This window comes from Streptomyces sp. NPDC047002, assembly GCF_040704505.1.
Lineage (GTDB): Bacteria > Actinomycetota > Actinomycetes > Streptomycetales > Streptomycetaceae > Streptomyces.
On the sequence record NZ_JBEYWC010000028.1, the window covers coordinates 1 to 24321 of the forward strand.

At 74.8% G+C, this 24321-nt stretch carries 18 protein-coding genes; 7 read left to right on the forward strand and 11 right to left on the reverse strand.

The window, feature by feature from the left end; genetic code table 11:
• Positions 1-76: 76 nt before the first annotated feature.
• The 4 genes from AB0910_RS23295 to fmt all read right to left on the reverse strand — a co-directional run bounded on the left by AB0910_RS23295 (position 77) and on the right by fmt (position 4810).
• The gene (locus AB0910_RS23295) at positions 77-1126 is read right to left on the reverse strand and encodes a sugar-binding domain-containing protein (RefSeq protein ID WP_366746556.1); all 1050 of its coding nucleotides are present in this window, start codon (positions 1124-1126) and stop codon (positions 77-79) included.
• Positions 1127-1267: 141 nt separating this feature from the next.
• Positions 1268-1951 (reverse strand): ribulose-phosphate 3-epimerase, encoded by a 684-nt coding sequence (gene rpe / locus AB0910_RS23300; protein WP_366746557.1) that lies wholly within the window; start codon positions 1949-1951, stop codon positions 1268-1270.
• Between the two features lie 157 nt (positions 1952-2108).
• The gene (locus AB0910_RS23305) at positions 2109-3572 is read right to left on the reverse strand and encodes a transcription antitermination factor NusB (RefSeq protein WP_366746558.1); all 1464 of its coding nucleotides are present in this window, start codon (positions 3570-3572) and stop codon (positions 2109-2111) included.
• Between the two features lie 293 nt (positions 3573-3865).
• The gene (gene fmt, locus AB0910_RS23310; protein ID WP_366746559.1) at positions 3866-4810 is read right to left on the reverse strand and encodes a methionyl-tRNA formyltransferase; all 945 of its coding nucleotides are present in this window, start codon (positions 4808-4810) and stop codon (positions 3866-3868) included.
• A 275-nt stretch (positions 4811-5085) separates the two neighbouring features.
• Between fmt and AB0910_RS23315 the strand changes: the two genes are divergently transcribed.
• On the forward strand, positions 5086-5646 hold the full coding sequence (locus AB0910_RS23315) for a hypothetical protein (protein ID WP_366746560.1): 561 nt from the start codon (positions 5086-5088) through the stop codon (positions 5644-5646).
• 574 nt (positions 5647-6220) lie between these two features.
• On the opposite strand, the gene AB0910_RS23320 is transcribed toward AB0910_RS23315, so the two are convergent.
• Positions 6221-8356 carry a primosomal protein N' gene (locus AB0910_RS23320; protein WP_366746561.1) on the reverse strand — a complete coding sequence of 712 codons (2136 nt, stop codon included), beginning with the start codon at positions 8354-8356 and terminating at the stop codon, positions 6221-6223.
• Between the two features lie 473 nt (positions 8357-8829).
• Here AB0910_RS23320 and AB0910_RS23325 point away from each other — a divergent pair, with 473 nt between their 5' ends.
• From AB0910_RS23325 to AB0910_RS23350, 6 genes are all read left to right on the forward strand, one after another.
• Positions 8830-11700 carry an AAA family ATPase gene (locus AB0910_RS23325; RefSeq protein ID WP_366746562.1) on the forward strand — a complete coding sequence of 957 codons (2871 nt, stop codon included), beginning with the start codon at positions 8830-8832 and terminating at the stop codon, positions 11698-11700.
• A gap of 650 nt (positions 11701-12350) precedes the next feature.
• Positions 12351-13976, forward strand: coding sequence for a S53 family serine peptidase (locus AB0910_RS23330; protein ID WP_366746563.1), 1626 nt, complete (start codon positions 12351-12353; stop codon positions 13974-13976).
• A gap of 242 nt (positions 13977-14218) precedes the next feature.
• Complete coding sequence (locus tag AB0910_RS23335; RefSeq protein WP_366746564.1) at positions 14219-15475, forward strand: helix-turn-helix transcriptional regulator; 1257 nt, start codon at positions 14219-14221, stop codon at positions 15473-15475.
• A gap of 53 nt (positions 15476-15528) precedes the next feature.
• The gene (locus tag AB0910_RS23340; RefSeq protein WP_366746565.1) at positions 15529-16305 is read left to right on the forward strand and encodes a toll/interleukin-1 receptor domain-containing protein; all 777 of its coding nucleotides are present in this window, start codon (positions 15529-15531) and stop codon (positions 16303-16305) included.
• Complete coding sequence (locus AB0910_RS23345) at positions 16302-18290, forward strand: hypothetical protein (RefSeq protein ID WP_366746566.1); 1989 nt, start codon at positions 16302-16304, stop codon at positions 18288-18290. The genes AB0910_RS23340 and AB0910_RS23345 overlap by 4 nt, the downstream gene beginning before the upstream one ends.
• Positions 18287-19444, forward strand: a complete 1158-nt coding sequence (locus AB0910_RS23350) for a hypothetical protein (RefSeq protein ID WP_366746567.1) — start codon at positions 18287-18289, stop codon at positions 19442-19444. Before AB0910_RS23345 ends, AB0910_RS23350 begins: the two co-directional genes overlap by 4 nt.
• Positions 19445-19513: 69 nt before the next feature.
• Here AB0910_RS23350 and AB0910_RS23355 read toward each other — a convergent pair whose 3' ends face one another.
• The 6 genes from AB0910_RS23355 to AB0910_RS23380 form a co-directional block, all read right to left on the reverse strand.
• Positions 19514-19813 (reverse strand): YciI family protein, encoded by a 300-nt coding sequence (locus AB0910_RS23355; protein WP_366746568.1) that lies wholly within the window; start codon positions 19811-19813, stop codon positions 19514-19516.
• A 75-nt stretch (positions 19814-19888) separates the two neighbouring features.
• Positions 19889-21121 (reverse strand): methionine adenosyltransferase, encoded by a 1233-nt coding sequence (gene metK / locus AB0910_RS23360; protein ID WP_366746569.1) that lies wholly within the window; start codon positions 21119-21121, stop codon positions 19889-19891.
• 283 nt (positions 21122-21404) lie between these two features.
• The gene (coaBC, locus tag AB0910_RS23365) at positions 21405-22616 is read right to left on the reverse strand and encodes a bifunctional phosphopantothenoylcysteine decarboxylase/phosphopantothenate--cysteine ligase CoaBC (RefSeq protein ID WP_366746570.1); all 1212 of its coding nucleotides are present in this window, start codon (positions 22614-22616) and stop codon (positions 21405-21407) included.
• Between the two features lie 180 nt (positions 22617-22796).
• Complete coding sequence (gene rpoZ, locus AB0910_RS23370; protein ID WP_366746571.1) at positions 22797-23069, reverse strand: DNA-directed RNA polymerase subunit omega; 273 nt, start codon at positions 23067-23069, stop codon at positions 22797-22799.
• A 111-nt stretch (positions 23070-23180) separates the two neighbouring features.
• Positions 23181-23744 (reverse strand): guanylate kinase, encoded by a 564-nt coding sequence (gene gmk / locus AB0910_RS23375; RefSeq protein ID WP_366746572.1) that lies wholly within the window; start codon positions 23742-23744, stop codon positions 23181-23183.
• A 38-nt stretch (positions 23745-23782) separates the two neighbouring features.
• On the reverse strand, positions 23783-24106 hold the full coding sequence (locus AB0910_RS23380; protein WP_345646552.1) for an integration host factor: 324 nt from the start codon (positions 24104-24106) through the stop codon (positions 23783-23785).
• Positions 24107-24321: the final 215 nt, after the last annotated feature.

Consider the following 24321-nt stretch of genomic DNA (forward strand, 5'->3'; position numbering starts at 1 on the left):
GCCGTGCCTTGGACGTTCCTCCAAGGCACGGCCCCACCGGGCTGGTGCGCGCGGTCCGCAGGCCCGCGCGGGCGGGTCAGTCCCCGTCCGGGTCGGCGCGCTCCAGGGCGGGGCGGGGCGCCGGGGTGAAGTCCTTCAGCAGGAAGTCCGCCGCGACGGTGTCCGTGACCAGGCTGGTGACGAGCCCGGAGCGCAGCACCGCGCCGATCGCCTCGGACTTGCGCCGCCCGCCCGCGATCGCGACCACCTCGGGGATGCGGCGCAACCGGTCGGCCTCCACGGTGATGCACCGCTCGCCGAGGTCCCTGCCGACCCTGCGGCCCTGCGCGTCGAAGAGGTGCGCCGACATCTCGGCGGCGACGCCGAGCGAGGAGTAGTGCGCCCGCTCCTCCTCGGGGAGCATGTCGTGCACCGTCGAGATGCCCGCCTCCCAGGAGCCGATGGACACGGCGGCGACGGTGACCTTGTCGAAGTAGTCGAAGGCGCGGGCGATGCCCGGCTGGTTGCGCAGCGCCGACGCCGTCGCCGGGTCGGGCAGCAGCATCGGCGCGTAGATCGGGTGCGCCTCGCCGCCCGAGACCTGCGCGGCGCGGCGTACGGCCTCCACCGAGCCGCGCTCCGCCGTACCCGCGTCGTACACGCCGGTCAGCTGGACGACCGTGCACGGCGGCAGGCGGTCGAGCGCCGCCGCCATGTGGATGGTGGACCGGCCCCAGGCGAGGCCCAGCACGTCGCCCTCGGTGACCAGCTCGCCCAGCAGGTCGGCGGCGACCTCGCCGAGGTTCTCCGGGTCGGGCGACTCGTCGGCGCCGTCGGCGGGCGACTCCACCACCACCGCGTGCCGCAGCCCGAAGCGGGCCCGCAGCGCGTCGGAGCGCTCCGCGTCCAGCTCGGCGGGCACGCGGATCTCGATCCGCACCAGGTCGCGTTCGAGGGCGGTCTCCAGGACCCTGGCCACCTTGAAGCGGCTGACGCCGAACTCCTCGGCGATCTGGATCTTGGACTTGCCCTCCAGGTAGAACCGGCGCGCCATGGCCGCCGCCTGTACCAGTTCCGCGGGTCCCATGCGCAGGGCCGGCCGCCCCGCCGAGATTCCAGGCACCGCGTTCTCCTTCACTCTGCGCACCCTCTGGACTCGCCGTTCATCCTGTCAGATACGTCGGTAGTCGATCAGCCCTGTCGGGCCCCGTTCACTTGACCGTGGCGCACCGGCCGCACGGCCGCCGCGCCCGCGCGGCCCCGCGCCGCCGCCCCGGCCCCGGCGCGGTCAGTGGCCGCAGGACCAGGACGCCTTGGCGGTGGTCTCGTCAGCCTGGTGGCGCAGCATCCGCACCGCGGCGGCGGGGTCGTCCGCCCCGTAGACCGCGGAGCCCGCGACGAAGACGTCCGCCCCGGCGTCGGCGCACCGTTCGATCGTGTCGGCGGAGACGCCTCCGTCGACCTGGAGCCACAGTTCGAGGCCGTGCCGCGCGATCAGCTGCCGCGTCCTGCGGATCTTCGGCAGCATGATGTCGAGGAACGCCTGGCCGCCGAAGCCCGGCTCCACGGTCATGATCAGCAGCATGTCCAGCTCGGGCAGCAGGTCCTCGTACGGCTCGACCGGCGTGGCCGGCTTGAGCGCCATCGAGGCGCGGGCGCCCTTGGCGCGGATCTCGCGCGCGAGGCGCACCGGCGCCGCCGCGGCCTCCGCGTGGAACGTCACGGACCCCGCGCCCGCCTCGACGTACTGCGGCGCCCACCGGTCGGGCTGCTCGATCATGAGATGGCAGTCGAGCGGGGTGCTCGTCGCCCTGCCCAGCGCCTCCACCACGGGGACGCCCAGGGTCAGGTTGGGCACGAAGTGGTTGTCCATCACGTCGACGTGCAGCCAGTCGGCGCCGTCGACGGCCTTGGCCTCCTCGGCGAGCCGGGAGAAGTCGGCGGACAGGATGCTGGGGTTGATCTGTGCCATGCGCCAAGCCTCCCACGGACCGGGGGCCGTTCCTGCCCCGGTCCACGTTTCGGTACGGACCAAGGGGTCCTGCGGTTCGGTACGGACCAGGGGTCCTGCGGTGCGTGCGCACCGCCCGCGGCATGCGTGCGCACAGCCCGCAGACGGGCCGCGCCGGTCAGGACGTGCGGCGCAGCAGCGCGAGGTACATGGCGTCCGTACCGTGCAGGTGCGGCCAGAGCTGGATGTCCGGGCCCTCGCCGAGTGCGGGGACGCCGGGCAGCAGCGGGCGCGCGTCGACCAGCTCGGCCCCGGTGCGGCCCTCGCGCAGCACGTCGTCCACCACGACGCGGGTCTCCGCGAGGTGCGGTGAGCAGGTCGCGTAGCCGACGACGCCGCCGACCCGCACGGACCGCAGCGCCTCGCGCAGCAGGCCGCGCTGGAGCGGCGCGAAGCCCTTCAGGTCGTCGGGGCGGCGGCGCCAGCGCGCCTCCGGCCTGCGGCGCAGCGCGCCGAGGCCCGAGCAGGGGACGTCGACGAGCACCCGGTCGAAGGCGCCTTCGCGCCACGGCGGCCTCGTGCCGTCCGCCGTGACGACCTGGGCGGGCCCCGGGTTGCCCGCGAGGGCGCGCTCCACGAGGCGCGCGCGGTGCGGCTGCTTCTCGGCGGCGAGCAGCGCGGCCCCGCGCTCCGCTGCGAGCGCGGCGAGGAGCGCGGCCTTGCCGCCAGGCCCTGCGCAGCCGTCGAGCCAGCGGGCGTCGGGGCCTTCGAGGGGCGCCTGCGCGAGGGCGAGCGCGACGAGCTGGCTGCCCTCGTCCTGGACGCCGGCCCTGGAGTCCTTCACGGCCCGGAGCGCGCCGGGCTCGCCACCCTCGGCGAGCCTGACCGCGTACGGCGACCAGCGGCCCGGCAGGCCGCCCTCGTCGCCGACCGCGTCGAGCAGCTCGCCGGTGGTGGACCTGCCGGGCCTGGCGACCAGCGTCACCTCGGGCCGCTCGTTGTCCGCGGCGAGCAGGTCCTCGATCCCGGCGCGGCCGCCGCCGAGCGCGTCCCACAGCGCCGAGACCACCCAGCGCGGGTGGGCGTGCACGACGGCGAGGTGGTCCTCGGGGTCGTCGTCGTACGGCGGCGCGACCCGGGCGAGCCAGGTGTCCAGGTCGTCGGCGGAGATCTTGCGCAGCACGGCGTTGACGAACTTGGCGCGGCCGTCGCCGAGTACCACCCGGGCCAGCTCCACGGTCGCCGAGACGGCGGCGTGGGTGGGGATGCGCATGCCGAGGAGCTGGTGCGTGCCGAGCGAGAGCACGTCGAGCACCGGCGGGTCGACCTCGCGCAGCGGCCGGTCGACGCAGGCGGAGATGACGGCGTCGTACGTGCCCTGCCTGCGCAGCGTCCCGTAGACCAGCTCGGTCGCGAGCGCGGCGTCGCGCGCGTCGAACCCGGACTGCTCGCGGGCCTTGCCGAGCAGCGGGGGCAGGACGAGGTTCGCGTACGCGTCGCGCTCGTCGACCGCGCGCAGCGCCTCGAAGGCGATGATGCGCGCGGGGTCCTTCCTGGGGCGCCGGTACGGCTTGCCGGTGCGGCGTCCACCGCCCGGCGTGTGCGGCTGCTGCCTGCGGGCCCTGGGGGCCTGGTCGTTCAAAGGTGCTCCGGGGGTACGGGGTGGGGTCGGCCGACGCGGACCGCGGCTCACGGATACCCGGTCGTCCGCGCCCACCGGGCCCGGGACCAGCGGCGCTCCCAGGGCGGCTCGCCCGCACCCCGGTCCTCACGTCCCAGCGTACGCGGGCTGCGAAGGGGCTGTGCGGGCGGTACGGGCGGGGGCCGGGAGCCCTGCGGGCGCCGTACGGACGGCGGTCGGGCGCGGCCCGTGGACAGGACGCGCTCACGGTGGCGCGCGGTCAGGTGCCGGGACGCGCTCGCAATGCCGCGCGGTCAGGCGGCCGGGGTCCCGCCGAGGTGTTCGCCGGGGGCGATGCGGACGCCGCGTGCCCAGTCGGCGGCACGCATCGGCTTCTTGCCCTGGGGCTGCACCCACAGGAGTTCGACGGCGGTCGAGCCCGTGCCGACGTGCACGGTGTTCTTGCCTGCGGCGAGCGCGCCGGGCGCGAGGTCGGTGCGCTCGGGCGCGGGCGCCAGGTGGACCAGCTTCAGGCGCTCGCCCCTGAACAGGGTCCACGCCCCGGGCGCCGGGGTGCAGGCGCGCACGACGCGGTCGACGCGCAGCGCGGGCGCCGCCCAGTCGACGCGGGCGTCCTCGACGGTCAGCTTGGGCGCGAGGGTGATGCCGTCCGCCGGCTGCGGCACGGGCTTGAGCGTGCCGTCCTCGATGCCGTCCATCGTGGCGACGAGCAGCCCGGCGCCCGCGAGCGCGAGCCGGGTCAGCAGGTCCCCGCTGGTGTCCGTGGGGCGCACGGTCTCGGTGAGCACGCCGTACACCGGGCCGGAGTCGAGGCCCTCCTCGATCTGGAACGTGCTCGCGCCCGTCACCTCGTCGCCCGCCATCACCGCGTGCTGCACGGGCGCGGCCCCGCGCCACGCGGGCAGCAGTGAGAAGTGCAGGTTCACCCAGCCGTGTGCCGGAACGTCGAGGGCGACCCGCGGCAGCAGCGCCCCGTACGCGACGACGGGGCAGCAGTCGGGGCCGATCTCCCGCAGGCGCGCGAGGAATTCCTCGTCGCGCGGCTTCGCGGGGCGCAGGATCTCGATGCCCGCCTCCTCCGCGCGCTCGGCGACGGGGCTCGCGACGAGCCTGCGGCCGCGGCCCGCGGGCGCGTCGGGCCTGGTCACCACGGCGGCCACCTCGTGGCGCTCCGACGCGATGAGGGCGTCGAGAGCGGGTACGGCGACCTCGGGGGTCCCTGCGAAGACGAGCTTCATCGGTGGCGTGCTGCCTCTCGGAAGGGGGCGGTGGCGGCCGGGCGCGGCCCGTGCCACGGGTCTGCGGGAGCGCACCAGTTTATGGCGCGGACGGCACGCCCGCCCCACCGGCGCCCCGTGGGGCGCGCGGCCACCCACGCGCCCCACGCATATGCCCCTACGCCCCCGCAGCGTGACCACAGCCCAGGTGTCGCGTTGTCAAGAGAGATTGACCACATCGGGCCGCACCGGTACGGCCCGATTCCTCATTCCACGCCGGTCCGAGAGGCTCGTCCATGGCCGACCACGCAACCCACGACGCACAGGCCCGTGCAAGTCTGCACATGTTGGTGCGGGACATCGAGCGCGTCCGCCGCCAGGTGGACGCCCTGCGTACCCTCACCGCCCAGTTGGGCAATGTCTACCGGCCCCGGCGGACGGGCCCCTCCACGGGCTTCGTCGTCTACGGGCGCGCGCCCGCCCCGACCGTACGGCTCGCGCAGGAGCTGCGCGACAGCGTCGAGACCCTCGTGACGGCCGCGGTGGACTTCGACCGCTCGCTCGGCTTCTCCTGGGACGCCGTCGGTTCCGCACTCGGCGTCACGAAGCAGGCGGTGCACCGCCGTTACGGGGCCAGGCGCACGACGCCGCGCCCGGGGGCCGTGGAGGCGGCGGACGCCGCGGCGCCGCACAGGCAGCTGCCCGCGACGGGCGCCCTGCCGTCGGTGCCCGCGGCCCGCTCGATGCCGCCGCAGCCCGGCGCCGAGCCGCGCGACACCCACCACGACCCCCACGAGGAACGCGAACTCCACGAGGAGCAGCGGCCGCCGGTCTTCCCGAGCCCGCGCAGCAGCTGACACGGCACGGCCCGGCGCGGGCGCCGCGGTTGGGCACACGGTGCGGCCGCCGCGGCCGGGTACGCGGTGCGGTCAGGAGCGGATGCGGCAGCGGGTACGCGCCCGGGCACGGGCATCGGGCCGGGTACGCGCTCGGGAGCGGGCTTCGCGGCCCGGTAAACGCCCCCGGCGTCGCAGCCGCCTACGCGCCCGGGCCCGCCGGCCGGAGCCGGGCGCGGCGCCGCTGCGCACCGGTCGTGGCCGCCTTCACCGTCACCGGCGCGGGCCCGGCCCCGTACCGCACACCGCACCCGCGCTGACCGGCTCGGCCGCCGACCGCCCGAGCCGGTCGGTGCGGCGGACGGTCGGGCGGACCGGTGCAGCGAGTCGGGCGGACCGGTGCGACACGCGGGCCCGCCCGCCGCACCGGTCGGCCCACCTGAACGGGGACCGGAGGCAGGCCGATTGTCCGGCATGACGCCGGGCCCCGAGGGGCGCCCGCGCGAAGGCCCCGGGCCTGCGGGGTCCGCCGCACGCGAAGGCCGCGGGCCCACACCGCCGGGCGGGCCAGCTCGGAGGCCGGGCGCCTGCGGTGTCAGCCGATGTCGGGCGGGTCGACGCGGACCCGCACCGTGGGTGCCGCGGCGCCGCGCGAAAGGCGGGCTGCCTGAGCCTCCTTGAGCGCCGCGGCCAGCGCTGCTCCGCTTCCGGGGGGCACCCGGAGCAGCACCCGCTCCCAGCGCTCGTCCGGGGGCGCCTCGCCCCGCCGGGGAGCGCCCCTGGGGGCGCTGCGCACCGGTACGGGCCCCAACACCTCGGCGTCCCCCGGCAGTCGGGTGCTCGCCACGAACGCGGCCACGGCCTCCGGCGGCCCGGCCACCGACGCCATACGCGACACCGGCGGGAAGCCGAGCTCCGCGCGCTCCGCGAGCTCGCGGCGCGCGTGGCCCACCGGGTCCCAGCGGACCAGCGCCTGCACGGGGCGCAGCGTCGGCTCCGCCACCACGACGACCCTGCCCCCCTCCGCCTGGCCGCGCACCAGGGAGGCCGCCTGGAGCCAGCGCCGCAGGGCCTCCTCCCCCGCCCGCAGGTCGGGCCGCGACACCATGGCCCAGCCGTCGAGCAGCAGGGCGGCCGCGTATCCCCCCTCGGCGACGGGTTCCGCGCCCGGCGTGCTGACGACGAGCGCGGGGCGGCCGGGCACCGCGTCGAGCACATGGTCCCGGCCCGAGGTGCGCACCGGCACCGCGGGGAAGGCCCGGCCGAGCTCCTCGGCCGTGCGCCCGGCGCCGACGACCCGGGCCCGCAGCCTGGGGCTGCCGCACTCGGGGCAGTGCCAGTCCTGGGCCGCCCTGCCGCACCACGCGCACCGCAGTTCGTGCGCGCCCGCCGCCTCGACGGGCCCCGCGCAGCGCGCGCAGCGCGCCGGGGTGCGGCAGCGCTCGCAGGCGAGCCGCGGCACGTATCCGCGGCGCGGCACCTGCACCAGCACGGGCCCTGAGGCCAAAGCGTCCCTGACGGTCTGCCAGGCAAGGCTGGGCAGCCGGGCGGCGCGCGCCGCCTCGTCGCGGGCGAGTTCGGCGTCGCCGACCGTGCGCACCAGGGGCGCGGCGGACCGCACCTGCTCCCGGGAGGCGGCGAGCGGCGCGGCCCAGCCGGTGGCGACGAGCTGCGCGGCCTCGACGGTGCAGCCCGTGCCGCCCAGCAGAAAGGCCGTACGGTCCTGCTGGGCGCGGAGCAGCAGCACCTCACGGGCGTGCGGCTGGGGCGCGTGCTGCTCGCTGTGGCTGCCGTCGCCGTCGTCCCAGAGCGCGACGAGCCCCAGGTCGCGCACGGGCGCGAACATCGCGGCCCGGGTGCCGACCACGGCCCGTACGGAGCCGCGCCGCACGGCAAGCCACTCGCGGTAGCGCTTCTCGGGTCCCGCCTCCGCCGTGAGCAGCGCGTGCCTGCCCTCCCCCAGGATCCCGGTGAGGGCCGCGTCGACCCGGGCCGAGGCCCGGCCGTCCGGCACGACGACGAGGGCGCCGCGCCCCGAGGCGAGCGTCGCTGCGACGGCGCGGGCGAGCTCCGCCGCCCAGTGCGGTCCGGGCAGCGCGCTCCACACGGCACGCGGCGCGGCGCCCGCGGCGAGCGCTTCGAGGAACGCGGGCCCCGTCTCGTACCGCTCCCAGGTGCCGGGCTCGGGCGCGGGCGGCGGCGGCGCGGGCCCGGGCGACGCCGCGCGCTCGGCGCGGGCGCTGCGCGGGGGCACGGCGAGCTGGAGGACGTCGGCGAGCGAGCCCGCGTAGCGGTCGGCGACGGCGCGCGCGAGCCGCAGCAGCTCGTCACTGAGCACCCGCTCGGGCGAGACGACGTCGGCGAGCGCGGCGAGGGGGCCCGAGTAGTCGGAGGTGGCGCGCCGCTCGACGAGGAAGCCGTCGATCAGCCGCCCGCCCTCGCGCCGCCCGCCGCGCACGGCGTGCGCGCCCGCGCCGAACCGCACGCGCACGCGCACGCCGGGCTGCGCGTCCGCGTCGAGTTCGGCGGGGACCGCGTAGTCGAAGTACTGGTCGAGGTGGAGCACGCCCTTGTTGACCACGACGCGCGCGACCGGCAGCCGCTCCGCGAGGGCGGCGCCGCGCCAGGTGCGCGGCTTGGCGCGGGGCGTCTTCGCCTCGCGCACGGTCTCCCTGATCAGCGCGAGCTGCTCCCCCTCGGTCCCCTGCTCCCGCTCGTCGCCGCTGCTCACAGCCCCATACCTACCAGACACCTGTGACACGGCGCCCGCCCGCGCGGAGGTCGGGCTCTCCGGCTCCCGGGTTCGCGACGCCCGGCACCCGACCCCCGGCCCACAGGTACGGACCAATCCCGCCCGCGCCGGCCGTCCGGGCCAATAAAAAGCAAAGCCGACGCAAAGGCGGCTTAGAGAGTCACCCATGAGCCGGTTCGATCTTCCGCACCGATCCCACGGGCCCGCGGACGGCGGCACCGGCCGGGGCGCGCCGGCGGACGGCGGCGGTCCGCGCAGGCGGGAGCGGGGACACGCGGCGCGGCGCGGGCCCCTCCCCGGGGGCGGGCGACGGCGCGGGGCGGGCGGCGCGCGGCGCCTGTACCACTCTTGACACGGCGTCGATGTCGTCCTGTCATGAGCACGCGTACGGGCCGCGGCAGCGGGGTCCGCAGCACCGCGAAGTACCGCGAACGAAAGGGTGGTCCGTCAGCGTGCGAGATCTCCTTTCCCGGCGGGAGACCGCGTACCGGGCGGAGTCCCGCCCTCCGCTTGTTCTGCGCGGCCAGCAGGCACCTCTGGACGCCGCGGGCGACGCGCTGCGCGGGGGCCGCGGCGTCCTGCTGTACGGGCCCACGGGCAGCGGCAGGACGACGGTCGTGGAGGCCCTGGCCGCCCGGTTCGCGCCGGACGGCGCGCCCGTGCTCTCCTGCACGCCCGCGCAGGAGGACGCGAGGCTGCCGTACGTCGCCCTCGTCGACCTGTTCGGCCAGCTGCCGGGCGAGGTGTTCGACGCACTGCCGCCGGAGCGCGCCCGGGTGCTGCGCCAGGTGCTGCTGCACTGCCGGGTGACCGTCGAGGAGCGCGACGGGCTCGCGCTGCGGATGGCCGTGACCGAGGCACTCGCCCTGTGCGCCCAGGACGGGCCCGCGCTGCTCGTGCTCGACGGGCTGCACTGGCTGGACGAGCAGAGCGCCGACGTGCTGTCGTTCGCCGCGCGCAGGCTGCGCGGCGCCGCACTGCGGGTCGTCGCGACCGAGCGGGTGGCCCCCGGCGGCCAGCCGGCCCGCCCCTGGTGCTGCCCGCCGGGCACCGCCGAGATCCCGCTGCCGCCGCTGCCCGACGACGACATCGCGGCGCTGCTCGCCGCCGCGGGCGGCGAGCCGCTGCCGCCGCAGGCGCTCCGGGTCGTACGCAGGATCGCCGCGGGCAACCCCGGCTACGCACGCGAACTGGCCCGCGGGGCACGGCTCGAAGGGGCGCTCGACGCGGACGGCAGCCCCCGTGTTCCCGGCAGGCTACGCGCGTCGACCCTGGCGGGCGCACGGGAGCTGCCCGCCGCCGCGGTGCGGACCCTGCTGGTGTGCTGCGCCGCCGCGCGCCCCGACCTCACGCTCCTGCGGGCCGCGGGAATCGCCGAGGCCGAGGCCCACCTCGGGGCGGCCGAGAAGGCGGGCGTGGTGGTCCTCGGCGCGGACGGCGCCGTGGTGTTCACGCATCCGCTGGTGCGGGCCTCGCTCTACGCGGACGCGCCGACACGGGAGCGCCGCGCGGCGCACGCGCTGCTCGCCGACGCCGTCACGGACCGGCGGCGCGGCGCACGCCACCTGGCGCTCGCGCACCCCTACGAGAACGAGAAGGTCGCGGCCGCCGTGCTGGCCGCCGCCGGCACGGCCCACGCGGAGGGCGCCCTCGACGACGCCGCGGAGCTCGCCAGGCTGGCCGCGGACCGCACGCCCTCCGGCACCGGCACCCATGACGCCCGCCGTCTGCGGGCCGCCGAGTACGCCTGCGACGCGGGGCGCCGCGACCAGTGCGCGCAGCTGGCCCGCGCGGTGCTGCGCTCGTCGTCCTCGCCGCGCCTGCGGGTCGCCGCCAGGATCGTGCTGCTGCGCAACGCGGGCCAGGCGCTCGAAGGCCTCCAGGACGTGCTGTCCGGCGGTTTCAGGGACGCGGCGGGCGACGGCGTGCTCACCGCGCGGCTGCACCACTGGGCGGCGCTGCGCAGCCTGGTGCTCGGCGACCCGGCGGAGGCGGCCCGGCACGCGCTGTGCGCCACCACGGGCGAGGCGGTCGCCGCCGACCCGGTCACCGGGCTGAGCGCCCTGACGACGCTGGCCCGGGTCCACTCGCTCACCGGCAGGACCGAAGCGGCGAGGGCCACGCTCGACCGGGCGCTCGACCTCGCGGTGCGCGAGGGCGACCCGCGCCGCCGCGGCATGGTCCGCATGCGGGCCATGCTCGCGCTCGACGACGACCAGGTGGCCACGGCGCGCTCCCAGCTCGGCCCGCTCCTGTGCGACGAGGGCGGCAGCGGCAGGGAGTGCGTCGACTACACCAGCGTCGAGGACCATGTGGCGACCCTGCTCGCCCTGGTCAGGACCCAGGTGCGCGCGGGCGACTGCCGCGCGGCCGTGCGGGACGCGCAGCGCTGCGCCCGCGCGGCCGCCGAGGCCGGCCTCGTGTCGGCGCCCGCGCTGTACGCCCGTGCGCTCGCCGCGTCCGTGGGCGCGGCGGCCGACGAGGCGCGGCCCCTGGCGGCGGACGCCGTACGCGCCTCGGAGGCGGACGGCGACCGCCTCTTCCTGCTGCGCGCACTCGCCGCGCAGGCGCAGACGGCACTCTTCGAGGGCTCGCTCCAGGGCGCCGCCGACGCGGTGGGGACGCTGCTGCGGGTGCGGGAGATCGGCGGCGCCATGGGGGTCGCCGACCCGCCGCTGCTGCACTGGACGGCCGACCTGGCCGAGGCGCAGGTGATGCTGGGCGACACCGAGGCCGCGGACGAGGCGCTCGCCGAGGCCCGCAGCCACGTGCACGGCGGGACACCGCAGAGCGTGCTCGCGGCGCTCGAACGCGCCGAGGGCCTGCGCGAGGCCGCCTGCGGACGGGCCCGCGAGGGCGCGGAGCTCCTCGCCGCCGCTGCCGCGAGGCTGCGCCCGCTCGGCCTCCCCTTCGACCTGCTGCGCACCCTGATCGCCCTCGGCACCGCCGAGCGCAGGGCCCGGCACAGGACGGCCGCGAACCGCGCGCTCTCCGAGGCGCTCGAACTCGCCGAGGCGCACGGGGCCGTCCCCCTCGCGGCCCGCGCCCGCGCCGAACTCGCCCGCCTCGGTGCCCTCGACGGCGGCGGCGCCGCAACCCTGACGGCCACCGAGACCCGGATCGCCGAGCTGGTCACCGGCGGCGCGTCCAACCGGGAGGTCGCGGCGAAGCTGTTCATCAGCGTCAAGACCGTCGAGGGCAACCTCTCCCGCGTCTACCGCAAGATCGGCGTGCGCTCCCGCACCGCGCTGGCCCGCGCCATGACCTCCCCCGAGGCCTTCGCCACCCCCGGCCCCGGCGCGCCGGGCGGCCGCAGAGCCTGAAGCACGGGCGCGCGCCGCTCCACCGGTACGCGCCGGCCCCGCGAACTCCCGCGTGGGCCCGCGGCGATGGCGCTGCCCGCGGGCGCGGGCGGGCCGCCCCTTGCGTCGGGGCCCTGTGCCCCGCGGGTGCGCACGCGGCGCCCCGTACGCCCGCGCCGGCCCGCGCGGCAGGCGCGTACCGGCGATCCGGCCCCGTACCCGTACCCGTACCCGTACCCGTACCGACCGTGCCCGCCCCCACGCACGTACCGACGGCCGCCCCCAACAAACGGACCAGTGGCCCGATCCCGATCCCTGACCCCAACACCCGCGTACGGCACCCCCGTCCGGATGTCGGCGTCCGGCGCCCGCGTCCCCTGATCCGGCGGCAGCGGTCCTGCCGAAGACTCCCGGCCGCCGCGTCAACGGCCCCTGGCCGCATGCCGGCACAAGCCAACCCGCCCCCGGCGTCGCACCGGCACGATGCCAACCGCCCCGGCCTCACGCCGACATGACGTGCCCCGCGACGCGGCGCCGCAACGCCCCGGCCACACGAAACACCGTCTCAACACGGCGAGCAAGGGTTCCCCCGCTTATGGACAAGTCCCCTTTCTCCCTAGCGTGTTCCACGTCACCCTTTCGAGACTCGAACTTCCCCCCGGAGGCTGTTCGTGACCCCACGTCTCAAGTTCCTCGCCCTCGCCGCCGCACCGGTTCTGCTGGCCGTCGCCGTCCCCGTCGCCGCCGCCGGCACCCCCGGCCCCTCGGCGACGCGTGCCGCGGTCGCGGGCGACGTCGTCCCCGGGCTCACCGCCCACGCGGCGCGCACCGGTTCTGTCGCCGCCGACACGTCCCTGTCCGTGGCCGTGAGCCTCGCGCCCAGAGACCACGCAGGACTCGCGGCGTTCATCTCCCGCGTCACCGACCCGGCCTCCGCCGACTACGGCCACTACCTCACCAAGGCACAGTTCGCGGCCCGTTACGGCCGTACCGACGCCGAGGTCGCCAAAGTGAAGGAGTACCTGAAGTCGCAGGGCCTCACCGTCGGCAAGGTCCACTCCGGCAACCTGCTGATCGACGCCCACGGCACCGCAGCGCAGGTGCAGAAGGCGTTCGGCACCACGCTGTCGACGTACAAGGACAAGTCCACCGGCCGGTCGTTCTACGCGAACGAGGCCGCGCCGACCCTGCCCGCGTCCGTCGCGTCCCTGGTGAGCGACGTCTCGGGTCTCAACAACCAGGTGGTCCTGCACCACCAGGCCGCCAAGGTCACCCCCCACAACGGCCCGGGCGGCGGCTACACCCCGGCGCAGATCAAGGGCGGCTACAACGTCTCGTCGTCCACGACCGGCAGCGGCCAGAAGATCGCCCTGCTGGAGTTCGACGGCTTCCAGCAGTCCAACATCACCAAGTACGACAGCCAGTACAGCCTGGGCTCCGCCGCCCCGACCGTGAAGAAGGTCGACGGGGGTTCCGGCTCCCTCGGCGACGGCCAGGTCGAGGTCGAACTCGACATCGAGGTGCTGAACGCGATCGCGCCCAAGGCCGCGGTGACGGTCTTCGAGGGCCCGAACTCGGACGCCGGCGAGGTCGACACGTACCAGGCCATCGTCGACAGCGGCATCCCGACCACGTCGATCAGCTGGGGCGCGGCCGAGACGCAGCGCACCAGCTCCAACCTGAGCGCGGTCGACGCCGTGTTCCAGCAGGGCGCGGCCGAGGGCCTCGGCTTCTACGCCGCCTCGGGCGACAGCGGCTCCGACGACGCGGGCAACGGCGGCACCTCCGTCGACTTCCCGGCCAGCGACCCGAACGTGACCGGCGTGGGCGGTACGACGCTGACCGTGACGTCCTCGAACGCCTGGAGCCGCGAGACCGCGTGGAGCGGCGGCGGTGGCGGCAAGTCCAGCAAGTTCTCGATACCGAGCTGGCAGACCTCGGTGCAGCAGAGCCAGGGCGGCGGCAAGCGCCAGGTACCCGACGTCTCGGCGCTCGCCAACCCGAGCCCCGGCGTGTCCATCTACTCGCAGGGCCAGTGGGGCCAGGTCGGCGGCACCAGCGCAGCGGCGCCCGAATGGGCCGCGTACGCCGCGCTCTACAACCAGCAGGCCGCCGCGGCAGGCAAGCCGAACCTCGGCTTCGCCAACCCGGCGCTCTACGCCACGGGCGGCACCGGCTTCCACGACATCACCAGCGGCAGCAACGGCGCCTACTCCGCCGCCAAGGGCTGGGACTTCACCACGGGCTGGGGCTCCTACAACGCCTCGACCCTGACGTCGAAGCTGCTCGGCCAGTAACAACCGGCCCCAGGGCCGCACCGACGCGAGGGGCGTGAGCCACCGGTCCCCACCGGCGACCCACGCCCCTCGCCCATGCCCGCACACCTCATACACCGCGCCAACTACCCCTCACGCAGGGGGCATTGAAGCACCAAGTGGAAACGGGAAACACCCGCACGCTCTTGTGACCCCCGAGCGACGCCCCGACCCTGGTCAAGGGGCCTGACGCCCTGCGCGACGACTCGACATCGGGAGCCCAGGTGCTTGAGGGACAGTATGCGTTCGGCAGCGAACTGCGCCGGGCACGGCACGCGGCAGGGCTGACGCTCAGCCGGCTCGCGGCCCGCGTCCACTACAGCAAGGCGCAGCTCAGCAAGGTCGAGACGGGGCAGAAGCGCCCCTCCCAGGAACTCGCACGCCTCTGCGACGCCGCACTCGGCACCCAGGGGGCGCTGCTGGGCCTCGTACCGGCGCCGTCCGTGCCGCGTACAAAGCGGGAAGCCGCCGCCGACGAGGAAGGCGGCGCGGCGCCCGCGCGGCGCGGCCTCCTCGCCGCGGGCGCGGCGGCCGTGCTCGGCACGGCGGCGACGCCGTCCGCGTCGGCGGCGCCCGCCGCCGACGGCGCACTGCTCGACATCTCGCGGAACCTCTTCGCGGAGTTCCGCCGCCTCGGCCAGTCCGCACCGCCCGGCGCCGTGCTGCCCGCACTCGCCGAACAGACGCGCGTGCTGCGCCTGTTGGCGCGGCGCAGCGGCGCCCGTACCCGAGACGGGCTGATCGCGCTGAGCTCCCGGTACGCCGAGTTCGCGGGCTGGATGGCGCAGGAGGCGGGCGACGACCAGGCCGCCCTGCGCCTGACTGACGAGGCGGTGGAGTTGGCCGCGGCCGCCGGGGACAGCGATCTCGCCTCATACGCGCGGGTCCGCCGGGCACTCGTCTCGTACTACCGCGGCGACGCGGCGGAGACGCTCGCGCTGACCGCCACCGTCAGCTCCCCCGCCCTGCCGCCCCGGATCCTGGGACTCGCCGCGGTGCAGGAGGCCGAGGGCCACTCGCTCGCCGGCGACCACGGCTCCAGCATGCGCGCACTCGACCGTGCCCGCGCCCTGCTCGCCCGGGTGCCCGCCGATCCTGCCCAGCCGGTGCTCGGCGCCAGCCATGTCCCCGACCAGGTCGCCATGATCACCGGATGGTGCCTGCTCGACCTCGGTAGGCCGCGCCAGGCCGCCGAGGTCTTCGACCGCGAGATGCACCGTGTGGCGCCCACCGCGCTGCGCACCAGGGCGCGCTACGGCACCAGGCAGGCGCTGGCCCACGCGCTCGCGGGCGACATCGACCAAGCCTGCGCCCTCGCCCACGATGTGCTGAGCGCCGTCCACACGGTCGGTTCAGCGACCGTCGCCCTGGACGTCCGCCGCCTGTCGCGCACGCTGGCCCGCCATCCGCGCCACCCGGCGGTCAAGGAGGTCGAACCGCTCCTGGCCTTCGCCCTCTCCCCCGCCGCGCGCCTGCTCTGACCCGCATTCCGCACCTCACTTCCATCCCTTTACCGAGGAGGGGCCCCTCTGCCATGCCCTACAACGCCGATGTCTTCATCAACTACCGCACCAAGGACGGCGAGCACGTCGCCGGGCAGCTGTACGAGAGCATCACGAAGCGGTTCGGCGACGATCGCGTGTTCCGCGACGGGAGCACGCTGACGCCCGGCCGTCCCTTCCCCACCGGGATCATGGACGCGCTGCACGCGTCCTCCGTGTGCATCGCCGTCGTCGGCGAGGGCTGGGCGGCGTCGCCGCTGCTGCGGCGCGAGGACGACTATGTACGGCGCGAGCTGCTCGAAGCCCTTGAGCGCGGCATCACCGTGCTGCCCGTACTGATCGACAAGACGCCCTGGCTGAAGGCGGCGGACCTGCCGCCCGAGCTGGCGCGCCTCGCCGAGATCCAGGCCATGCGCCTGCGCGCCTACGACTCCAGGCACGACCTGGCGGAAATCGGCGACTACCTCTCCGACATGGTCCCCGCGCTCCGCACATCCGACCGGGAGGGCGAACAGAAGGAGGACAAGCCCAGCGGCTCGGTCAACAATGCCGCGGGCGACAACACCGGCAGCGGGACGCTGATCCAGACCCGCGACACGGGCGACATCGACACCAGCACCCACACCAACACGACGTCCATCGGCCGGGCCGGGCACGTCCACAGCGGCTCGGGCGACCAGCACAACACCGCCCCGCAGCACGCGCCGCACCTGGGCCACGGCTCCTTCTACGTGGCCGGGGACCAGTCGGGAGGCGGCAACACCAACACCTTCCACTACGGCGAGCGGGACCGGGACGGTGATCGGTGAGCGTCCTCTGGTCGGAGATCGCCACGGCGGCTGCGGTGCACTCGGGGACCGGCACCCAGAACAATTACTACAGCGTCCATCCGCCCGGGGACCAGGCCCCCCTGTCCGAGGACTCCACGGGACGCGCACCGCGCGAGCTCGCCAAGGAGCACCTGCTCTGGCTGATGCCCCGCTTCGAACCGCCCACGGGATACGCCAGGGCGTACGCGAGACTCGTGAGGCACCATGTCGTCCTGCTGGACGGAGAGCCAGGAACGGGGCGCACGGCCACGGCCGAGGTGCTGTTGCGCAACCATGCCCCGCGCAGGGACACCTTCCACGAGATCGTCGCGGATCCGGAGCAACAGCTGCTCGATCCCGAACAGATCGCGGAGGACGGCCGGTTGCTGCTCGACCTGTCCTCCGCTCCCCGCGGTCGGCTGCAGGAGGTCGAGAAGCAGCTCGGCTCCTTCACGACGACACTCGAAAGGCGTCACGCGGCACTGGTGGTGATCCTTCCCACCGGCTCCGCCCGGAACCTGCCGTCGTTCCTGGGCCGGAAGGCCGCTCTCATCGAGCGGCCCCCGCACGCCGAGATCAGGATCCTCAGGCGGTTCCTGCGGCTGTCCCATGTCCGGGGGCGGGAGACCGCACCGCCCCCGCAGTCGCTGAAGCGCTTTGTCGATGCGAACCACTCGCTGGAGGAAGCCGCCCGCTTCGCATGGCAGGTGAGCACGGCGGTCAGCGAGGGCACTCCCTTCTCCGCCGCGTGCGACACGGTCGCCACCATGCTGGCGGACCGGTCGGGCGAGGCCTCCGCCCTGCTCGCCCGGGTGCGCGACAGCCGCACACGCGGCCTGCTCATCGCCACCGCCCTGTTGGAGGGTGCGAGGAGTGACGCCGTGCACGAGGCGGCACGAGCGCTGCACACGAGCGTCGGCGGCGAGGCGGGAGCCTCCCCCGTGCTGGCCGCCCGCCCCTTGTCGGAACGCTTCCTCTCGATCGACGCAGGAATCCAGCCCGACGGCTGTGTGCGCTTCGCCGCCCCTGGCATGGCAAAGGCCGTCGCCCGCCAGGTCTGGCGCGACTTTCCGGACCTCAGGAACGCCCTGCGGACGTGGGTCGCCGCAGCTCTGGCCCTGCCCCGCCTGCACGAGCCCGAACGGGAAGCGCTGGTCCTGCGGTTCGCGGAACTGTCCCTGCACGAGGAGCACCACGAAGACCTCAAGGACCTGGCCCTGCAATGGTCCCGGTCGTCCTCGGGCTACGAACGGCGCGCTGCCGTGCGCCTCCTCGGTGCCGGACTCGGACACCGTACGGCCGGCCAGGAGTTCCGGGCGTACCTGTACGACCGCTCACGGCAGGAAACACTCACGCGGCCCGAACGGCAGGTCCTCGTCGCGGTCTGCCGGGGCGACCTGGCCGTGCACCACCCGTTCGCCGCCGTCGTACGCCTGCACCACCTGGCGCGGCGCGAGGCGCCGGGCACGGTGGCGGGCGATGCCCTCATGGAGCTGGCAGCCGAGGGGCGGCGGCTCCTGCGCTTCCTTCTCGGACGAGTCACGCACAGCTCCGACGGCGAACCCCACCGGGTGCCCGACGCGGAACTCTTCCTCCGCTGCGCGGACTCACCGCACGTACGCGGCGGCTCAGGGGCCGAGGGCCGTCCGCTCGCCGCGGACCCCGCCGTCCGGGCCGAGCTGGCCACCGGGTGGGCCGAGGTCTTCGCCTGCCTCGACACCGGCCGCTGGTTCCCGTGCGCACGCGGCTGGTTCGACACGGCCGCACGGGACGGCGACGCCCACGGCCTGGTGGACGTGCTCATCGACGCATGCCAGGGCCGCAGCTCCGCGCAGGGCCTGCTCTACCGGGCGGCCGTGCGCTGGGCGGCCACGCGCCCCGCGGGGGACACCGCGGCGTTCGCGCTGCCCGGCGCGATCCTGCAACGGGTCAAGGAAATCCACGCGCACCGAGCCGCCCTTCCACGGGAGACCCCCACGCCATGAGTTCCGCGACCAAGACCGTGTCCGTCTTCCTGACGCTGATCGGCGCTCTCGTCCTGGCCCTCGTCGGCTTCTGCACCCACTGGCCGCCGTGGGCCTGGGCGTTGGGCGCTTTCGGGATCGCCGTGCTGCTGACGGCAGGCGGGGCTGTCGCGCGGCGCAGGGCCGAGCGGTTCCCCCGGCACCTGCTCGCGGAGCCCGATCTCCCGATCCCGCCGGTCGAGCGGCGCGAGGTGCGGGTGCGTGACGTCGCCCTTCCCAGCGAGCTGCCCGACTACGACTTCCTCTTCTCGGCAACCGTCCGCTGGTGCCCGGTCAGCGGACCCGACCACGCTCCGCTCGTCAACGCGGGCGCGCTGGCCGTCGACGCCGTCCTGGCCCGCGCGCAGCAGGTCACTGCGGCTAGGCATCCCGCCAGGGCTTCCCTCGTGCAGCACGAGCTGAACGGCGCGCTGGGCACGATGTTCACGGTGCGGGACGGCAGGGCGGAGGCGATGGCGGTCGACGTGCGCCTGTGTCTGTCGGACGCCGACCAGGAACGGCTCGTCAAGCTGGCCGAGGTGCGCAAGAACGAGGCGGTCTGGGAGCACGAGCGCAAGTACGAGCAGAGCCGGCGCGCCTATCTCGGCGATGACGTCCTCAAGGACACCGGGAGCGCCGTGGTGTGGGCGCTGCACCGCAACGACGACAAGGTCGACAGGACAGTGCAGGACATCGGCCTGCTGGCCGAGTTGACGGCCGCGGCCAACAACGTGGAGCTCGCCGAGCGGTTCCACCGGTTCGTCCCCTCCCTGGCCTCGGCACTCTCCGAGCCGCACGGCGCGGCTGCCGGAGATCAGGAGGAGGCGGAGGGCAGGGGCGCGTTCGCGGTGTTCAGCCGGTTCGTCGAGGGCCTGGGCCCGGTGGCGGCTCCGGGGGACATCGTGCTCGTCGCGAGCGTCGTCGCGGACTTCGTGGCCGACAAGGACCCCGAGGAGGCCGAGCGGATCAGAGACCGGTTCGTCCACGGCGGGCCCGAGGGCCGGGGCGGCCCCGAGGGGCAAGAGGGCCAGGGCGGCGCCGACGACCCGGACGGCCCACTGGCACCCGCCGGGATGTCGCCCGACGGGACAGGGCCGCGTCCCGGCCTCGCGCCCGAGGTCGAGCCGCCCCTGTGACCGGGCGCGGAGCCGGGGGCGCTCCCGGAACGGGGGCCCCGCCGCCACCGCCCGGCGCCCCGCCGGGTGTCAGTCGCGGGGCTTCTCGCGGTACGGGGCGAGGGCGGGGGACGTCCTTGTGGGGGTGAACTCCGTGATGCGGTACGTGCAGACCCCGGCCAGGGTGAACGGGTCGGCCGCTGCGAGGCGTTCGGCCGCGGCGCGGTCGTCGGCGACGGCGAGGAGGACGCCGCCGTCGCGGGGGACCTTGCGGCCCGAGGCGATGACGCGGCCCGCCGCGATGTGCTCGTCGAGCCAGGCCACGTGGTCGGCGAGCGCGGCGTCGACGCGGTCCATGGGGGCGGTGTAGGTGAGTTCCAGTACGAACATGGGTCCAACGTAACGGGGCCCGGTCCCCCGCCTGGGCGGAGGGCCGGGCCCTGGTCGGCGCGCGGCGCCGTGCGGTCAGATGCCCGCGGCCTCGCGGAGCGCGTCGACGCGGTCGGTGCGCTCCCAGGTGAACTCGGGCAGCTCGCGGCCGAAGTGGCCGTACGCGGCGGTCTTGGCGTAGATCGGACGCAGCAGGTCGAGGTCGCGGATGATCGCGGCGGGCCGCAGGTCGAAGACCTGGCTGATGGCCTTCTCGATCTTCTCGTGGTCGACGGTCGCGGTGCCGAACGTCTCGACGAACAGGCCCACCGGCTCGGCCTTGCCGATCGCGTAGGCGACCTGGACCTCGCAGCGGGCGGCGAGGCCCGCCGCGACGACGTTCTTCGCGACCCAGCGCATCGCGTAGGCGGCGGAGCGGTCGACCTTCGACGGGTCCTTGCCGGAGAAGGCGCCGCCGCCGTGGCGCGCCATGCCGCCGTACGTGTCGATGATGATCTTGCGGCCGGTGAGGCCGGCGTCGCCCATGGGGCCGCCGATCTCGAAGCGGCCCGTGGGGTTCACCAGCAGCCGGTAGCCCTCGGTGTCGAGCTTGATGCCGTCCTCGACGAGCTGCTGGAGCACGTGCTCCACGACGAACTCGCGGATGTCGGGGGCGAGCAGCGAGTCCAGGTCGATGTCGGAGGCGTGCTGCGAGGAGACGACGACCGTGTCCAGGCGGACGGCCTTGTCGCCGTCGTACTCGATGGTGACCTGTGTCTTGCCGTCCGGGCGCAGGTAGGGGATGGTGCCGTTCTTGCGGACCTCGGACAGGCGGCGGGAGAGCCGGTGCGCGAGGTAGATCGGCAGCGGCATCAGCTCGGGCGTCTCGTCGCACGCGTAGCCGAACATCAGGCCCTGGTCGCCGGCGCCCTGCTGGTCGAGCTCGTCGACCTCACTGCCCGCAGCGCCCTCGGCACCGGCGGCGACGCGCCGCTCGTAGGCGGAGTCGACGCCCTGGGCGATGTCGGGCGACTGGGCGCCGATGGAGACGGAGACCCCGCAGGACGCGCCGTCGAAGCCCTTCTTGGAGGAGTCGTAGCCGATCTCCAGGATCTTGTTGCGCACCAGCTGGGCGATCGGGGCGTACGCCTTGGTGGTGACTTCGCCGGCGACGTGGACGAGGCCCGTGGTGATCAGGGTCTCCACGGCGACGCGGGAGGCCGGGTCCTCGGTGAGGAGTGCGTCGAGGATGGTGTCGCTGATCTGGTCAGCGATCTTGTCGGGGTGACCCTCGGTCACTGACTCCGAGGTGAAGAGACGGCGGGACACATCGCTCCCTGGGGTTGCAGCGGCTGCTGACTCGATCAGCTGATCATTGACGGCTTGAGTGCGGCCGGAGCTGCGTCCTGCCGCACTCTCGCGCCAGTTTATCGGTCACCCCGCTCCCGGAGTCCAGACATCTCGCTCCGTGAGCGTGGTGTGGCCTCCGTTACCCGGAACGGAAACGCCTCCAGCGGGGCCCGTCTGGGCGTTTGCGGGTTTCCCACCGTCTCTTCCGCTTCGGCGCGCCGTCCACCCCTGGAGACGGATGACCAGCATGCGGACAGCGGGGTCACGGTGCGGGCAGCCGCCCCACCACCAGGTCCCAGACCGTGTCCGCGAGCGCCTCCTTGGGGCCGTGCGGCACGGGCGTCTCGGCGCCGTCCGCGGCCAGCACCACGGCCTCGTTCTCCTCGGCGCCGAAGGTCTTGTGCTCCCCCACCTCGTTGACGACGAGCAGGTCGCAGCCCTTGCGGCGCAGCTTCGCGCGGCCGTTGGCCAGGACGTCGTCCGTCTCGGCGGCGAAGCCGACGACGACCTGCCCCGGCGCGGGGCGCTCCGCGGCCAGCTGGTGGAGGATGTCCGGGTTCCGCACGAGCGCCAGCGGCTCCGGCTCCGCGTCGTCCCGCTTCTTGATCTTGCCCTGGGCGTAGGCGGCCGGCCGGAAGTCCGCGACGGCGGCGGCCATCACCACGGCGTCCGCGTCCGCGGCCGCCTTCAGCGCGGCGTCCCGCAGTTCGAGGGCCGTGCCGACGTGGACGACGTCGGCGCCCGCCGGGTCGGGGAGGCCGGTGTTGGCCTCGATCAGCGTGACCCGCGCGCCGCGCGCCACCGCCGTGCGCGCCAGGGCGAAGCCCTGCTTGCCCGACGAGCGGTTGCCGAGGAAGCGCACCGGGTCGAGCGGCTCGCGGGTGCCGCCCGCGCTGACCACCACATGGCGGCCCGCGAGGTCGGCGGGGAGCGCACCGCGGGTCAGCGCGGCGCGGCACACCTCGAAGATCTCGCCGGGTTCTGGCAGCCGCCCCTTGCCCGTGTCGACGCCGGTCAGCCGGCCGACGGCGGGCTCGATCACGACGGCGCCCCGCCGGCGGAGCGTCGCCACGTTCTCCCTGGTGGCGGGGTGCTCCCACATCTCCGTGTGCATGGCGGGGGCGAAGACGACGGGACATCGGGCGGTCAGCAGGGTGTTCGTCAGCAGGTCGTCGGCGAGGCCGTGCGCGGCCCTGGCCAGCACGTCGGCGGTGGCGGGGGCGACCACGACGAGGGCGGCGGCCTTGCCGATGCGCACGTGCGGCACCTCGTGCACCCCGCTCCAGACCTCGGTGGAGACCGGGTGGCCGGACAGCGCCGACCAGGTGGCCTCCCCGACGAAGTGCAGCGCCGAGGCCGTCGGCACGACCGTGACGTCGTGCCCCGACTCGGTGAGCCTGCGCAGCAGCTCGCACGCCTTGTATGCGGCGATGCCGCCCGCCACGCCCAGAACGACCCTCGGCCTGTCCACCATGCCTCCCGCTCCCACACTCTCGCGCGGGGCGGCGGTCCGCGCCCGCCGCTCCTGCTCCCATGACACACCACAGGCCCGGCAGTCGTCTGCCGGGCCTATGGACAACGTGTCGATCATATGACCAACCGTGCGTGCGGTGGGTCCACAGCAGTACCGCGGTACCGCTGCGCGTCCGCGGTACTACTGCGGCGGCGCCTCGATGGCCTCGGACGTCAGCAGGCCCGCGTTGATCTCCCGCAGGGCGATCGAGAGGGGCTTCTCGTGCACATGGGTGTCCACGAGGGGGCCCACGTACTCCAGCAGGCCCTCACCGAGCTGCGAGTAGTACGCGTTGATCTGGCGCGCGCGCTTGGCCGCGTAGATCACCAGGCTGTACTTGGAGTCCGTGGCCTCAAGCAGCTCGTCGATCGGCGGGTTGATGATGCCCTCGGGCGGGGTCATGGAAGAGGACACTCTCTGGCCTTCCGAAGAATGAATCGAGATTGCGCGGCCACGGCCGCCCGGTCACACCGGCACCGTCACGTCCGCGCGGGGACGCCCGCACGCTCGCGCGCGGGCACTGAATCAGGACACTTCCATCAAGGCTAGCAGCTCGCGCGCCACGTCCTCGACGGAGGTGTTGACCAGGGTGGTGTCGAACTCGGACTCGGCGGCGAGCTCGATCCTGGCGGCCGCGAGCCTGCGCTCGATCACGTCGGCCGGCTCGGTGCCGCGCCCGGTGAGCCTGCGCACCAGCTCGTCCCAGTCGGGCGGGGCGAGGAAGACCAGCCGGGACTCCGCCATCGAGTCCCTGACCTGCCGGGCGCCCTGGAGGTCGATCTCCAGCAGCACCGGCTCACCGGCATCGAGGCGGTCCAGGACCGGGGCCCGGGGCGTCCCGTAGCGGTGCCCGGCGAACTCCGCCCACTCCAGCAGCTCCCCGTTGGCGACGAGCTTGTCGAACTCGTCGTCCGTCACGAAGAAGTACTGGACGCCGTGGCGCTCCCCGGGGCGTGGCTTCCTGGTCGTGGCCGACACCGAGAGCCACACCTCGGGATGAGCCTTGCGCATATGGGCGACGACCGTGCTCTTGCCGACCCCTGAGGGTCCGGAGAGCACGGTCAGCCGCTGCCGTGCCTCTGCTGCCATGCAGCGATTATCCAGGTTCCCGGGGGTGCCCGGAAACGTCACGCTGAGGTGCTGCCGAACTCGCGCTCCAGGGAGGCGATCTGGTTGGAGCCGAGGCCGCGCACCCGGCGGCTCTCGGAGATGCCGAGACGCTCCATGATCTGCTTGGCGCGGACCTTGCCGACGCCGGGCAGCGACTCCAGCAGCGCCGAGACCTTCATCTTGCCGATGACGTCGTTCTCCTGGCCCTGCTTGATGACGTCATGGAGGGAGGCGCCGGAGTGCTTGAGTCGATTCTTGACCTCGGCCCGCTCCCGGCGAGCCGCGGCGGCCTTTTCGAGCGCGGCTGCGCGCTGTTCAGGGGTAAGGGGCGGAAGAGCCACGCCTACGTCACCTCGGATGTCGAACTGTCGGATACGGACCGGCGCGGGGACTGCCGTCCCGCGCCAGGCGAGCAACGGGCAACGCTCTGCTCGTCGGCTCTGGTGGGGAGACTATCGGCCAAGACCGCCGGAGTCAGCGAGAACAGATGAAAAGTCCCTGGTCAGCATCGCCCGACCGGTACATTTCCGACATTTTCCACCTCTTTTCGACTCCA

Coding starts and splice junctions, on each gene's coding strand:
- fmt (WP_366746559.1), bottom strand. CDS start 4,810: ATGAAGCTCGTCTTCGCAGGGACCCCCGAGGTCGCCGTACCCGCTCTC.
- AB0910_RS23315 (WP_366746560.1), top strand. CDS start 5,086: ATGGCCGACCACGCAACCCACGACGCACAGGCCCGTGCAAGTCTGCAC.
- gmk (WP_366746572.1), bottom strand. CDS start 23,744: ATGGCAGCAGAGGCACGGCAGCGGCTGACCGTGCTCTCCGGACCCTCA.
- rpe (WP_366746557.1), bottom strand. CDS start 1,951: ATGGCACAGATCAACCCCAGCATCCTGTCCGCCGACTTCTCCCGGCTC.
- AB0910_RS23350 (WP_366746567.1), top strand. CDS start 18,287: ATGAGTTCCGCGACCAAGACCGTGTCCGTCTTCCTGACGCTGATCGGC.
- AB0910_RS23340 (WP_366746565.1), top strand. CDS start 15,529: ATGCCCTACAACGCCGATGTCTTCATCAACTACCGCACCAAGGACGGC.
- AB0910_RS23355 (WP_366746568.1), bottom strand. CDS start 19,813: ATGTTCGTACTGGAACTCACCTACACCGCCCCCATGGACCGCGTCGAC.
- coaBC (WP_366746570.1), bottom strand. CDS start 22,616: ATGGTGGACAGGCCGAGGGTCGTTCTGGGCGTGGCGGGCGGCATCGCC.